This is a genomic window from Pararhodobacter sp., from assembly GCF_034676075.1.
Classification (GTDB): domain Bacteria; phylum Pseudomonadota; class Alphaproteobacteria; order Rhodobacterales; family Rhodobacteraceae; genus Pararhodobacter.
In genome coordinates this window covers 1-13,130 of sequence record NZ_JAUCCQ010000114.1, presented here as the reverse complement: position 1 = coordinate 13,130, position 13,130 = coordinate 1, and the positions used below count along the sequence as shown (strand labels likewise).

Genomic DNA, 13,130 nt, shown 5'->3' with positions numbered 1-13,130 from the left:
GATCATAGCGGCAGGGTCTCGCCGCGCTTGATCTCGGCCACGTGCATCAGCGCTTCCAGATCGGCGATATGCGGCAGGGTGAGGAGGCGGGTGCGGTACACCTCCTGGTAATGCGCCATGTCGCGGGCGATGACGTTGAGGCGCACGTCGACGCGGCCGAGGAAGGTCTGGATCTCGATCACCTCGGGCACATGCCGGGCGGCGGCGATGAATTCGTCGAAGGCGCGCGGGTCGGTCTTGTCGAGCGTGATGCGCAGCGAGACCTCGACCTCCCACCCCAGTTTGCGCCAGTCGATCACCGCGCCGACGCCCTTCAGGATGCCCCGCGCGCGCAGCCGGTCGAGGCGCCGGGACGCCGTCGCCTCGGTCATCGTCGCGCGGCGGGCCAGTTCGGCCAGCGGCAGGCCGGGATCGGCCTGATACTGGCGCAACAGGCGGCGGTCGGTGTCATCGACGGACATGAAAACCCCAGAAAAGCCAAGATCTGCGAATGATGCATGACAGGTTTGCGCAAAAAATGCGGGAGATTGCAATGGAATTCCCGTCAAACCGCCTATGATGCGCCCACCAACGAACAAAGGAGCGCCCCGATGCGCGTGTATTACGACCGCGACTGCGACATCAACCTGATCAAGGACAAGAAAGTGGCCATCCTCGGCTACGGGTCCCAGGGCCATGCCCATGCGCTGAACCTGCGCGATTCGGGCGCGAAGAACGTCGTCGTGGCGCTGCGCGAGGGTTCGGCCTCGGCCGCGAAATGCGAGAAAGAGGGCCTGAAGGTCATGGGGATCGCCGAGGCTGCCGCCTGGTGCGACCTGATCATGTTCACCATGCCCGACGAGCTGCAGGCCGCGACCTACAAGAAATACGTCCACGACAACCTGCGCGAAGGCGCGGCGATCGCCTTCGCCCATGGCCTGAACGTGCATTTCGGCCTGATCGAGCCGAAAGCCGGCGTCGATGTCATCATGATGGCGCCGAAGGGCCCGGGCCACACCGTGCGTGGCGAATACGTCAAGGGCGGCGGCGTGCCCTGCCTCGTGGCCGTGCATCAGGACGCGACCGGCCGGGCGATGGAACTGGGCCTGAGCTATTGCTCGGCCATCGGTGGCGGCCGTTCGGGCATCATCGAGACCAACTTCCGTCAGGAATGCGAGACCGACCTGTTCGGCGAGCAGGCGGTGCTGTGCGGCGGCCTCGTGGAACTGATCCGCATGGGCTTCGAGACCCTGGTAGAAGCCGGCTACGAGCCCGAGATGGCCTATTTCGAGTGCCTGCACGAGGTGAAGCTGATCGTGGACCTGATCTACGAAGGCGGCATTGCCAACATGAACTACTCGATCTCGAACACCGCCGAATACGGCGAGTATGTCTCGGGCCCGCGCATCCTGCCCTACGACGAGACCAAGGCCCGCATGAAAGCCGTGCTGACCGACATCCAGACCGGCAAGTTCGTGCGTGACTTCATGCAGGAAAACGCTGTCGGCCAGCCGTTCTTCAAGGCGACCCGTCGTCTGAACGACGAGCACCAGATCGAGCAGGTCGGCGAGAAGCTGCGCGCCATGATGCCCTGGATCTCGAAGGGCAAGATGGTCGACAAGTCGCGGAACTGATCGCGGAAAACGGTGCGTGCGAGCACGCACCCTACGCCCCGGGCGTAGACGGAAGGGCGCGCGGCGAGGAGGCTGCGCGCCCTTCTTCATGGCGGCCTCAAGGGGCGGGGCCATGAAAAAGGGGCCGCGAAGGGCGGCCCCGGGCGTCTGGGTTGCAGCGTGGCTCAGCGGCGCGAGCGGCGGGAATTGGTTTCGCCGACCACGACGATCTCCGAGGTGGTTTCCAGCTGCGCCTGGGTCAGCGCCACGACGGCGGTGATGGTGCGCGTGGCCTCGGTGTTCGGGCCGGGGACGGGCGCCGAGGGCGCCGCGGCGACGAAGCGGAAGGTCAGGACGCCGCCCACCGGGCGGCCGTAATTCTCGGGCAGCAGCTGTGCGTCCCACCAGCCGTCCGAGGGCATCAGCGCCTCGGCCCGGACGATGGCGCCGGAGGAGGTGCTCTCGATGGTCATCGCCGTTACCGCGGGCACCAGCGGGCGGCCGTCGATCACATCGCTGACCGGGCCCAGTTCGGGGCGCGTGTCCTCGCTGGAACTGCCGAACCAGTTGCGCGGGTTCATGCGCGACTCGCGGAAGCCGCCGCAGCCGGAAACGGCGAGCGTGGCGACAAGCAGGATGGTCAGCGGCGCTTTCATCGGGTCTCTCCATGCGGGACAGGCAGGGGCGGGCGTCCTTGGCCTAGCGCAAAGGCGGGGGGTTGAAAAGGGCGGGACTGGACCTTTGCCGCGCCGGGGCCTAGGTCTGGACCCGCAGCAAGGGGAAGACGCGCCATGGCCCAGGCAGAGTTTGACGAGATCGCCGAGACCTTCGAGTTCCTCGACGATTGGGAAGACCGCTATCGCCACGTGATCGAGCTGGGCCGCGATCTGCCGCCGATGCCCGAGGCGCTGAAGGTGCCCGCCAACAAGGTGAACGGCTGCGCCAGCCAGGTCTGGCTGTTTCCCCAGATCGAGAACGGGCGGTTCGATTTCCTCGGCGCCTCGGATGCGATGATCGTCAGCGGGCTGATCGCCGTGCTGCACGCGCTCTATGCCGGGCGGCCGCTGGCCGAGGTGCCGGGCGTCGATGCAGCGGGCGCGCTGAAGCGGCTGGGGCTGGACGAGCATCTGTCCTCGCAACGCTCGAACGGCCTCAGGGCGATGGTCGAGCGCATCAAGCTGGTGGCGACCGAGGCGCTGGGCTGAGGCTCAGGCCATCAGCCGGGCGGTGGCGCGGCGGGCGCGTTCGGCCAGCGCGCGTTCTTCCAGCGTGATCAACTGCCCGTCGCGGACGATCTGACGACCTTCAACCAAGAGGTGCCGCACGCGGTGCGGGCCACAGAGAACCAGCGCCGCAACCGGGTCCCAGGACCCGGCGGCCTGCAGGGCTCGCAGGTCCCAGAGGGCGATATCGGCGCGTTTGCCGGGTTCGAGCGAGCCCAGCTCCGCCGCCCGCCCCAGCACCGAGGCACCGCCCAGCGTGGCGATTTCCAGCGCCTCGCGCGCGGACATCGCGTCGGCGCCGTTGGCGACCCGCTGCAACAGCATGAGTTGCCGCGCCTCGCCGATCAGGTCGCCCGCGTCGTTCGAGGCCGAGCCGTCGACGCCCAGCCCGACCTTCACGCCCGCGTCCCGCATCGCCCGCACCGGGGCGATTCCTGACCCCAGACGGCAATTCGAGCAGGGGCAATGGGCGACGCCGGTCCTGGTATGAGCGAACAGCGAAATCTCGGCGGCATCCAGTTTCACGCAATGCGCGTGCCAGACATCGGCGCCGGTCCAGCCCAGTTCCTCGGCGTATTGACCGGGGCGGCAGCCGAACTGGGCCAGCGAATAGGCGATATCCTCGTCATTCTCGGCCAGATGGGTGTGCAGCATGACGCCCTTGTCCCGCGCCAGCAGCGCCGCGTCGCGCATCAGCTCGCGGCTGACCGAGAAGGGCGAGCAGGGGGCCAGCGCCACGCGGGTCATGGCCTGTGGCGAGGGGTCGTGGAAGGCGTCCACCACGCGGATGCAATCGTCGAGGATCGCGGCCTCGTCCTCGACCAGCGAATCCGGGGGCAGGCCGCCTTTCGACTCGCCGATCGACATGGCGCCGCGGGTGGCGTGGAACCTCAGCCCCAGCTCCCGCGCGGCGTGGATCGTGTCGTCGAGCCGCGACCCGTTGGGATAGAGATAGAGGTGATCCGAGGACATTGTGCAGCCGGACAGCGCCAGTTCCGCCAGCCCCAGTTGCGTGGAGATCCGCATGTCCTCGGGCCGGTAGCGCGCCCAGATCGGATAGAGCGTCTTCAGCCAGCCGAAGAGCAGCGCGTCCTGCCCACCCGGCACCGCGCGGGTCAGCGACTGATAGAGGTGGTGGTGAGTGTTCACCAGCCCCGGGGTGACGACGCAGCCGGTGGCGTCGATCACCTCGGCCCCCGGGGCCGTCAGTCCAGGGCCGATGGCGGCGATGGCGCCCCCCTCGATCAGGATCGAGGCGCCCGCCAGCTCGCGCCGCGCGCCGTCCATCGTCACCACCCTGTCGGCGTTGCGGATCAGGATCTTTGCCATCGTCATCCTCTTTGCGAAACGGGGGCCCCGCGAGGCCCCCGATGGATCAGCCCTTCTGACCGGCGAGCCCGCCCGAGACTTCCTCGGTCGATTCCTCGGTCAGATGCTCGGGCAGCAGGAGGTTCAGCACCACGGCGATCAGCGCCGCGGGCAGAAGGCCCGAGGTCAGCAGGATCTGCGCCGTGCGCGGCAGGTGTTGCAGCGCCGAGGGCTCCAGCTGCAGGCCCAGGCTGACCGACAGCGCCACGGCGAAGATCACCATGTTGCGCCGGTTCCAGGTGACGTCCGACAGCATCGAGATGCCCGAGGCGCAGACCATGCCGAACATGACGATGACCCCGCCGCCCAGCACATTGATCGGCACGGTGTTGATGAAGGCGCCGACCTTGGGCACCAGCCCGCAGAGGATCAGGAACAGCGCGCCGAAGGTCACCACATGGCGGCTCATGACCCCGGTCATGGCGACGAGGCCGACGTTCTGGCTGAAGGACGTGTTGGGCAGGCCGCCGAAGACGCCCGCCAGCGCCGTGCCGAGGCCATCGGCGAAGGTCGCGCCCTGGATCTCCTTGTCGGTGGCCTCGCGTCCCGCGCCGCCCTTGGTGATCCCCGAGGTGTCGCCCACGGTCTCGATGGCGGAAACCACGGCCATGAAGCACATGCCGATGACGATGGCCCAGTCGAAGCGGAAGCCCCAGTGGAAGGGCGAGGGCACGGTGAACCAGCCCGCGCGGTCCATCGGCGCGAAGCTGACCTGGCCCATGGCCAGCGCCACCAGGTAACCGGCGATGATGCCGATCAGCACCGCGGCGACGGCGGCGAAGCCCCGGGCGAAGAACTTGATGGCCAGCGTGACGGCGATCACCACCAGCGCCGGGGTCCATTTCGACAGCGTGCCGAAATTCTCGGTCCCCATCAGCGGCACCCCGCCCGCGGCATATTGGATGCCGACCCGCACCAGCGCGAGGCCGATCATCAGCACGATGAGGCCGGTGACGAGGGGCGGCAGGGCGAACCGGATCTTGCCGATCACCGTGCCCAGCAGGAAATGGAAGATCCCGCCGATGAAGACCCCGGTCAGCAGCCCCGCCAGCCCGGCGGTGCCCGCGCCTGCGACGGCCGGGATCATGACCGGGATGAAAGCAAAGGAGGTGCCCTGCACGATGGGCAGCCTTGCGCCCACCGGGCCGAAGCCCACGGTCTGGAACAGCGTGGCGATGCCGGCAAACAGCATGGACATCTGGATCATATAGGTCATGTCCGGGAAGCCCAGCGCCCCTTGATCCGAACCGAAACCGATCCCCGCCGCGCCGCAGACGATGATCGCCGGGGTCACATTGGCCACGAACATGGCCAGCACATGCTGGATGCCCAGCGGTACGGCCACGCCCAGCGGCGGGGTGTAATTGGGGTCGCGCAATTGTTCGGGCGTGCCGATGCCACTGCCACTCATGAGAGATCCTTTCCCGGGGGGAGATGGTTTTCTTCGCGCCGTCTCCGCGCCCTCCCCCGGGGAAGCGGTCCGGTTAGGTCGTCGCCGGGTTGGCCCCGGTCTGGGTTGAGGCGCGTTACTCCGTCACGGTGAAAGGCGTGTCGAACCAATGCTCCTGAAGGTTGGGCGTGGGGCCGATCCGGTCGACCACGGCGAAAAGCCCGGGCGCGGCCAGGGGCGTCAGCACCCCGTGCCAGCTGCCCCGGTGCAGGTTGATGCCCTGCGCGCCATCGGTGAGGAAGGCCAGCGGCCGCCCGGGCCTGCCGCCCTCATCCGGGGCGACGATGACGAGGAAGGGATGCTGGTGCAGCGGCAGGAAGGCCTGACTGCCCTCGGGGTGACGCTCGACCAGCTCCAGCAGGTAGGGCAGGGCGCGCGGCTCGGCGTTGAAGATCGAGATCCCGGCCCGGCCGTCCGGTCCGAAATCGAGCCGCGCCCGGTCATGAAAGCGGCCGCAGAGGCCCTGATTGATGATCTTGTCGGGCGCGCCACCCGCATCCAGCACGTCGCCGAACGGGGCGAAGGCATCGGCGGTCAGGGGCTGGAGGCGGATGGTCTGGGGCATCGGGCGGCTCCTGGGTCAAGAAGCCGGGGGTTTCACACCCCCGGACCCCCGTGGCGTATTGTCAGCAGAATGAAGGGGCGGGGCTCAGGGCCTCGACCAGGGGCCGCGCAGGCGCGGGTGGCGGTTCACGTCCTTGTAGAGGAGGTAACGGAAGGGGCCGGGGCCACCGGCGTAGCAGGCCTGCGGACAATAGGCGCGCAGCCACATGAAATCGCCCGCCTCGACCTCGACCCAATCCTTGTTCAGCTTGTAGACCGCCTTGCCCTCCAGCACGTAGAGCCCGTGTTCCATGACATGGGTCTCCTCGAAGGGGATGAGGCCGCCCGGCTGGAAGGTGACGATGTTCACATGCATGTCGTGGCGCAGGTCGCGCGGATCGACGAAGCGGGTCGTCGCCCAGTCGCCCTTGGTGCCGGGCATCGAGGCCGGGGCGTGGTGCTGTTCGTTGGTGACGAAGGCCGCGGGTTTCTCGATCCCCGGCGCCGGTTCCCAGATCTTGCGGACCCAGTGCAGCGTGGCGGGGGTGGTCTGCGGGTTCCTCAGGCTCCAGCGGGCGCCTGCGGGCAGATAGGCGTAGCCGCCCGGCGCCAGCGCGTGCTCCTCGCCCTCGAGCGTCAGCACCGGGCGGCCCTCGGTGACGAAGAGGACGCCCTGAACCTCGGCCTCGGGTTCGCCCTGGCCCTGGCTGCCGCCCTCGGGGTCGAGCGTCAGGATGTATTGGGTGAAGGTCTCGGAAAAGCCCGACATCGGCCGGGCGATGATCCAGGCATGCGCCTTGTCCCAGCCCGGCAGGTAGGAGGTGACGATATCGCGCATCACGCCGCGCGGGATCACCGCATAGGCCTCGGTGAAGACGGCGCGGCCGGTGTGGATCTGGGTCTGGGGGGGCAGGCCGTCGGCGGGCCCGGCATAGGTGCTCATGGCAGAAGGTCCATCAGGCGGATTTCGGCGATCCGCTCGACCTGACGGCAGGCGGTGGCGAATTCGGTCGCGGTATCGTTGGCGATGCGGGTCTCGAAGGCGGCGAGGATCGAGGCCTTGGTGTTGTCGCGGACGGCGATGATGAAGGGGAAACCGTGCTTGGCGACATAGGCGCCGTTCAGGGTCTGGAAAGTGGTGCGTTCCTGATCGGTCAGCGCATCGAGCCCGGCGCTGGTCTGCTCATGGGTCGATTCCGCGGTGAGGCGTCTGGCCTGGGCCAGCTTGCCCGCGAGGTCCGGGTGGGCGCGCAGCACGCCGAGCCGTTCCTCATCCGTGGCCGAGCGGAACATGCGGGCCAGCGCGTTGTGGAGGCCCGCCGCCGTGTCATGGGCGGGTCCCAGTTCCAGCGCCCAGGCGCGTTCGGCGATCCAGGGCGAATGTTCGAAGATCGAGCCATAGCGCTGCACGAAGGTCTCGCGATCCATCCGCGACGGGCGCGGATAGCGGCGGGGCGGGTATTGCGCGGCCCAGAACTCGGCGATCTGGCTGCGGGTGGCGAACCAGGCGCCGCCTTTCGCCGCCACATGGTCCAGAAAGCGGATCAGCCCGGCCAGTTTCCCCGGCCGCCCGATCAGGCGGCAATGCAGGCCGATGGAGAACATGCGCCCGCCTTCGGCGTGGAGCGTGTCGAAACTGTCGATCAGGTATTGGCCGAAATCCTGCCCCGTGACCCAGCCGGGCGCGGTGGCGAAGCGCATGTCATTGGCTTCGAGCGTATAGGGGATGACCAGCTGGTCGCGCTCGCCCGCTTCCAGCCAATAGGGCAGGTCGTCGTCATAGGTGTCGGAAATCCAGTCGAGCGCCCCGGTCTCGGCCGTGAGGCGCACCGTGTTGACCGAACAGCGGCCGGTGTACCAGCCGCGGGGCGGCTCGCCCACCACCTCGGTGTGCAGCCGGATCGCCTCGGCGATCTGGGCGCGCTCGACCTCCTCGGGCATGTCCTTGTGCTCGACCCATTTCAGCCCGTGGCTGGCGATCTCCCAGCGGGCGGTCTTCATCGCCTTGACCTGTTCGGGGCTGCGGGCCAGTGCGGTGGCCACGCCATAGATCGTCACCGGCAGGTCGCGGCGGGTGAAGAGCCGGTGCAGGCGCCAGAACCCGGCCCGGGCGCCGTAGTCATAGATCGATTCCATGTTCCAGTGGCGCTGACCGGGCCAGGGCTGGGCCCCGGCGATGTCGGAGAGGAAGGCCTCGGACTGGCCGTCGCCATGCAGGACGCTGTTCTCGCCGCCCTCCTCGTAGTTCAGCACCAATGAGATCGCCACACGCGCCCCGCCCGGCCAGGCGACCTGGGGCGCGCGGGGGCCGTAGCCGATCATGTCGCGGGGATAACGGGGGGGCTCGGTCACGACAGGATCCTCGGCAGGTCTCATTCGATCTTCAGGGTAGCCCAAAAAATCGGCGCGTTTATCAAATTATGCCGAAAAGACCTTTGCCGCGCGGGCGGGCTGGCCTTTGCGCGCCGCTTGGGCAGAATGGCGGGGACCATGAACAGGAGTGCGCCATGCCGGGTTATCTGACCACCCATGTCCTCGACACCGCCCGCGGGCTGCCGGCCGAGGGGGTCCAGATCGCGCTCTACCGGGTCAGCGGCAATTCGCACAAGAAGATCGCCGAGACGGTGACCAACGCCGACGGGCGCACCGACAGTCCGATCCTGCCGCAGGGCACGTTCAAGACCGGGACCTATGAGCTGGTGTTCTTCGCGGGCGATTACCTGCGGGCGACCGGGCAGGGCGGGGCGGAACCGCTGTTTCTGGACCAGATCCCGATCCGCTTCGGCATGAGCGACGCCGAGGCGCATTACCACGTGCCGCTGCTGTTGTCGCCCTACGGCTATTCGACCTATCGCGGCAGCTGAGCCCGCATCGGCTGCCGCCCGGGCTGCAGCCAGAGTCCATCCTCCAGACACCAGCTTTCGGGCGCGGTGGCGACGAAGCCGCGGGGGGTGGCGTAATGGCGGGTGACGCGCAGGTGCTGCCCCTCCAGATCCAGGGTCAGGAAGACATTCGCCTCGCCCCGCCGCCGGGTCGAGAGCGAGGTGCCGTTCTGGACGAAGAGGATGCCGGGATCGTCGCGGAAGGGCGCGATGTGGCTGACGTGGATATGGCCCGACAGGACCATCCGCACCCCCATGCCGGGCAGCGCCTGCATCAGATCCCGCGCCCCGCGCATCAGCGGATCGACGGTCACCGCGGCATGTTCCAGCGGGTGATGCATGACGGCGATGCGGGTGCGGTGGGCGGCGCCCTCATAGGCGCGGCGCAGGCCGTCGATATGCGGCGGGCTGACCTTGCCGCGCATCCATTGCCAACGGTCGGCGGTGTTGATCCCGGCCACCACCACGCGGGGATTGCGCCAGACGGGTTCGTCCGGCCCGCCGGTGGCGCGGCGAAAGCGGCCATAGGGGGCGAAGGCGCGCAGGAGCGGGTTGTAATGCGGGATGTCGTGATTGCCGGGGATCGACAGCAGCGGCCCGGGCAGCGAGGCCAGAAAACCCTCGGCCTGCTGCCATTGCGAGCGCGTGCCGCGCTGGGCGAAATCGCCCGAGATCACCGTCAGGTCGGGGCGCGCGCGGCCCACCGCGTCGATCAGCGGGCCGATCAGCGCCGGATCATGGGCGCCGAAATGCAGGTCGGACAGATGGACGATCCGCATCATGCGGCGATCCGGTCCGCGGGATCGGGCCGGATGATCGCCAGCGCATCGTCGAGAATCTTGAAATCGAGCGGCGCCGGCATCCGGCGTTTCTCGCCATCATAGGCGACATAGGGCTGGCTGGCGCGGGTGGCGATGCGCATCTGCCGGGGCGTGATCAGGTCGATGTCGCGCCCGGCCTTCATGCTGCCGGTGGCCAGCCGCAGCGCCATGCGGAACAGGTGCCAGCGCGAGCCGTCGCGGGCGATATAGACCGCGAACTGGTCGGCGCTGATCGCGTCCCGTCCGTCGAGGCCGAAGTAATCGACCTGATAGGCCGAGCGCGCGGCGAAGACCAACGGCGTGCGCAGCGTCAGCGTGGCGCCGTCGTCGGTCTCGATGGTCAGCCGGTGCGGGCGCTGGAAGCGGTAGAGCGTGCGCAAGAGCGCCACATGCGCCATCAGCCGCGACCGGCCCCAGCGCTTGTAGGCGGTTTCGCGTTCGCGCAGCGCGGTCGGATAGAGGCCGAGCGAGGCGTTGTTGAGGAACACCTGGCCGTTGACCACGCCCACGGAGATGCGGTGCGGCGTGCCGTTGAGGATGGCGCGGGCCGCGGCCTCGGGCTCTTGCGGCAGGCCGAGGCCGCGGGCGAAATAGTTGAAGGTGCCGAGGGGCAGCACGCCCATCGGCACGCCGGTGCCGATCAGCGCTTGCGCGACGCCGGTGACGGTGCCGTCACCTCCGGCGGCGACGACGATCTTGTAGCCCTCGGCCACGGCCTGCTTGACCTCATCCTCCAGCCCGCCCTCGGCCGACCAGCGGCGCAGGCGGGCGCCCGGGCCCAGCACCGCCATGGCGCGGTCGATGGCCGCCTTGTCGCGGCTGTTGCGGCCGGATTTGGGGTTGGCGATGACGCAGATCTCCTCAGGTCGGATCGGGGTCCGGCTGTCGCTGGGGCTGGGCATCCTTCGGTCGCACCTCGATCTCGGGCAGGTCGAGCCCCTGCACCTGCGCCGCCATGTCGGTGCGGATCCGCCCGACGATGAAATCGGCAAAGAGCCGCACCTTGGGATCGCGAAGCCGCCGGTGCGGGGTCAGCAGGCTCAGCGTCACGGGCAGGGGCGGCGTGGCGATGGCCACCGGCACCAGCTGGCCCGTGCGAAGGTAAGCGCCCACCTCGAACAGCGGTTTCAACACGATCCCGTGACCCGCCAGCGCCCAATCGGTCAGCACGTCGCCGTCATCCGATTCGTAAGGGCCTGAAATGTCGAACTTCTGCACGCCCGCCGGAGTCTGCAGCGCCCATTGGAATTCCTTGGCCCCGGGATAGCGCAGATTGAGGCAATCGTGCCGGTCGCGGATCAGCGCCGCGCCATCCTGCGGCATGCCGCGCCGCGCCACATAGGCGGGCGCCGCGCAAAGGATCCGAGGGCATTCGGCGATCACCCGCATCTTCAGCGCGCTGTCCTCGAGCCGCCCCAGATGCAGCACCACGTCGAGCCCCTCGGCGGTGACGTCGATGATCCGGTCCGAGAGGCGCAGCCGCAGGTCGATCAGCGGATAGGCCGCCTTGAAATCGGGCACAAACGGCCCGAGGAACCGCCGCCCCACGCCCAGCGGCGCCCCCACGAACAACACGCCGCGCGGGTTCTGCGTGGCGTCGGCCACGGCGGATTCGGCATCCTCGATGGCATGCAGGATCCCCAGCGCGCCCTCGTAGAAGATCCGCCCGTTCTCGGTCGGTTGCAGTTTGCGGGTGGTGCGGTTGAAGAGCCGCACGCCCAGATGCTTCTCCAGCTCGGAAATCCGCCCCGAGGCGACCGCGGGGGAGGTTCGCTGATCGCGCGCCGCAGCGGACATGCTGCCCAATTCGTAGACACGCACGAACATGCGGATCATGTTGACATAGGACACTTTCAGGCCCCGCTTGAAAGTCCTCAGAGATTTGTTGGACTAACAGAAAGACGGGGCGGGGTATAGCCTTGGCCCAAACAACGGGGAGACTGGGATGTTCGAACTCGCCATCATCGGTGCCTGGGCCGAATTCGCCGTGCGCTGGCTGCATGTCGTCACCGCCATGGCCTGGATCGGCTCGTCCTTCTATTTCATCGCGCTGGATCTGGGGCTGAACCGGAACATCCCGGGCCCCGCCGATGGCGAGGAATGGCAGGTCCACGGCGGCGGCTTCTACCATATCCAGAAATATCTGGTGGCGCCCGAGCGGATGCCCGAGCATCTGGTCTGGTTCAAATGGGAAAGCTACATGACCTGGCTTTCCGGCTTCACGCTGATGGTGCTGGTCTATTACCTCGGCTCGGAATTCTACCTGATCGACCCCGAGGTGATGGCGCTGGCCCCCTGGCAGGCGATCCTGATCTCGCTGGCCTCGCTCGCCTTCGGCTGGCTGGTCTATGACCAGATCTGCAAGCGCTTCGTCAACTCGAACCAGACGCTGGTGATGATCGCGCTTTTCGTCGTGCTGGTCGGCATGAGCTATTTCTACACCTCGGTCTTCACCGGCCGGGCGGCGCTGATCCATCTGGGCGCCTGGACCGCGACGATCATGTCGGCGAACGTCTTCATGATCATCATCCCCAACCAGAAGATCGTGGTCGCCGACCTGAAAGCGGGCCGCAAGCCTGACCCGAAATACGGCAAGATCGCCAAGCAGCGCTCGACGCATAACAACTACCTGACGCTGCCCGTGATCTTCCTGATGCTGTCGAACCATTACCCGCTGGCCTTTGCCACGGAATACACCTGGATCATCGCCTCCCTGGTGTTCCTGATGGGGGTGACGATCCGGCATTACTTCAACTCGAACCACGCCCGGACCGGCAACCCGACCTGGACCTGGGCGGTGACGGCGGTGATCTTCATCCTCATCATGTGGCTCTCCGTCGCCCCCGCGATGCGGGAACCCGAAGAGGTCGCCGCGCTGCCCCCCTCGGTCCAGCGCTTCGCCCTGGCCGAGGATTTCCCCGAGGTCTACAACACCGTGACCGGCCGCTGCTCGATGTGCCATTCGGAATACCCGGCCTATCCCGGCATCAACTGGGCGCCCCACGGGCTGAGGCTGGAGACCGAGGCCGAAGTCGCCCGCGCCGCCCGGGTGATCTATCTGCAAGCCGGCCGGGCGCACGCCATGCCGCCGGCGAACCTGAGCTGGATGGAGCCCGAGGAGCGCGCCTTGATCGTGCGCTGGTATCAGGGCGTGACCGAGGGCTGAGGGTTTCGCCCTCGTTCCTCGGGCGACCAAGGGCGGGGGGGTGAGCGGCGTCTCGGAAACGCGCCAGTGGCGCGTTTCAGCCGCG

Annotated in this window: 14 protein-coding genes; 4 read left to right on the top strand and 10 right to left on the bottom strand. The window is 67.8% G+C overall.

What is annotated here, in order from left to right; translation table 11 throughout:
- Positions 1 to 2 precede the first annotated feature (2 nt).
- Positions 3 to 461 (bottom strand): Lrp/AsnC family transcriptional regulator, encoded by a 459-nt coding sequence (locus VDQ18_RS19370; protein ID WP_323022545.1) that lies wholly within the window; start codon positions 459 to 461, stop codon positions 3 to 5.
- A gap of 129 nt (positions 462 to 590) precedes the next feature.
- Between VDQ18_RS19370 and ilvC the strand changes: the two genes are divergently transcribed.
- A complete protein-coding gene (gene ilvC / locus VDQ18_RS19365; protein WP_323022544.1) occupies positions 591 to 1,613 on the top strand; it encodes a ketol-acid reductoisomerase in 1,023 nt (340 codons plus the stop codon).
- A gap of 164 nt (positions 1,614 to 1,777) precedes the next feature.
- On the opposite strand, the gene VDQ18_RS19360 is transcribed toward ilvC, so the two are convergent.
- Positions 1,778 to 2,248 carry a hypothetical protein gene (locus VDQ18_RS19360; protein WP_323022543.1) on the bottom strand — a complete coding sequence of 157 codons (471 nt, stop codon included), beginning with the start codon at positions 2,246 to 2,248 and terminating at the stop codon, positions 1,778 to 1,780.
- Positions 2,249 to 2,383: 135 nt separating this feature from the next.
- On the opposite strand from VDQ18_RS19360, the gene VDQ18_RS19355 reads away from it, so the two are divergent.
- Positions 2,384 to 2,797 carry a SufE family protein gene (locus VDQ18_RS19355; protein ID WP_323022542.1) on the top strand — a complete coding sequence of 138 codons (414 nt, stop codon included), beginning with the start codon at positions 2,384 to 2,386 and terminating at the stop codon, positions 2,795 to 2,797.
- 3 nt (positions 2,798 to 2,800) lie between these two features.
- Here VDQ18_RS19355 and VDQ18_RS19350 read toward each other — a convergent pair whose 3' ends face one another.
- The 5 genes from VDQ18_RS19350 to puuE all read right to left on the bottom strand — a co-directional run bounded on the left by VDQ18_RS19350 (position 2,801) and on the right by puuE (position 8,498).
- Positions 2,801 to 4,144: an 8-oxoguanine deaminase gene (locus tag VDQ18_RS19350; protein ID WP_323022541.1), complete on the bottom strand. Its 1,344-nt coding sequence runs from the start codon at positions 4,142 to 4,144 to the stop codon at positions 2,801 to 2,803.
- Between the two features lie 46 nt (positions 4,145 to 4,190).
- A complete protein-coding gene (locus VDQ18_RS19345; protein ID WP_323022540.1) occupies positions 4,191 to 5,594 on the bottom strand; it encodes a nucleobase:cation symporter-2 family protein in 1,404 nt (467 codons plus the stop codon).
- A 115-nt stretch (positions 5,595 to 5,709) separates the two neighbouring features.
- Positions 5,710 to 6,198 (bottom strand): ureidoglycolate lyase, encoded by a 489-nt coding sequence (locus VDQ18_RS19340; protein WP_323022539.1) that lies wholly within the window; start codon positions 6,196 to 6,198, stop codon positions 5,710 to 5,712.
- 84 nt (positions 6,199 to 6,282) lie between these two features.
- Positions 6,283 to 7,119 carry a bifunctional allantoicase/(S)-ureidoglycine aminohydrolase gene (locus VDQ18_RS19335; RefSeq protein WP_323022538.1) on the bottom strand — a complete coding sequence of 279 codons (837 nt, stop codon included), beginning with the start codon at positions 7,117 to 7,119 and terminating at the stop codon, positions 6,283 to 6,285.
- Positions 7,116 to 8,498 carry an allantoinase PuuE gene (gene puuE, locus VDQ18_RS19330; RefSeq protein ID WP_323022546.1) on the bottom strand — a complete coding sequence of 461 codons (1,383 nt, stop codon included), beginning with the start codon at positions 8,496 to 8,498 and terminating at the stop codon, positions 7,116 to 7,118. Before puuE ends, VDQ18_RS19335 begins: the two co-directional genes overlap by 4 nt.
- Before the next feature lie 185 nt (positions 8,499 to 8,683).
- On the opposite strand from puuE, the gene uraH reads away from it, so the two are divergent.
- On the top strand, positions 8,684 to 9,040 hold the full coding sequence (uraH, locus tag VDQ18_RS19325; protein ID WP_323022537.1) for a hydroxyisourate hydrolase: 357 nt from the start codon (positions 8,684 to 8,686) through the stop codon (positions 9,038 to 9,040).
- Here the strand turns inward: uraH and VDQ18_RS19320 are convergent.
- Genes VDQ18_RS19320 through VDQ18_RS19310 form a run of 3 tightly spaced genes read right to left on the bottom strand, consistent with a single transcriptional unit; the run spans position 9,025 to position 11,730 of the window.
- Complete coding sequence (locus tag VDQ18_RS19320) at positions 9,025 to 9,840, bottom strand: metallophosphoesterase (protein ID WP_323022536.1); 816 nt, start codon at positions 9,838 to 9,840, stop codon at positions 9,025 to 9,027. The two genes, uraH and VDQ18_RS19320, sit on opposite strands and share 16 nt — an antisense overlap.
- Entirely contained in the window at positions 9,837 to 10,781 is a 945-nt protein-coding gene (locus tag VDQ18_RS19315) for a diacylglycerol/lipid kinase family protein (protein WP_323022535.1), read from the bottom strand. Before VDQ18_RS19315 ends, VDQ18_RS19320 begins: the two co-directional genes overlap by 4 nt.
- A complete protein-coding gene (locus VDQ18_RS19310) occupies positions 10,741 to 11,730 on the bottom strand; it encodes a LysR family transcriptional regulator (protein WP_323022534.1) in 990 nt (329 codons plus the stop codon). The genes VDQ18_RS19315 and VDQ18_RS19310 overlap by 41 nt, the downstream gene beginning before the upstream one ends.
- Positions 11,731 to 11,824: 94 nt before the next feature.
- Here VDQ18_RS19310 and VDQ18_RS19305 point away from each other — a divergent pair, with 94 nt between their 5' ends.
- Entirely contained in the window at positions 11,825 to 13,045 is a 1,221-nt protein-coding gene (locus VDQ18_RS19305) for a urate hydroxylase PuuD (protein WP_323022533.1), read from the top strand.
- The last annotated feature ends 85 nt before the right edge of the window (positions 13,046 to 13,130 follow it).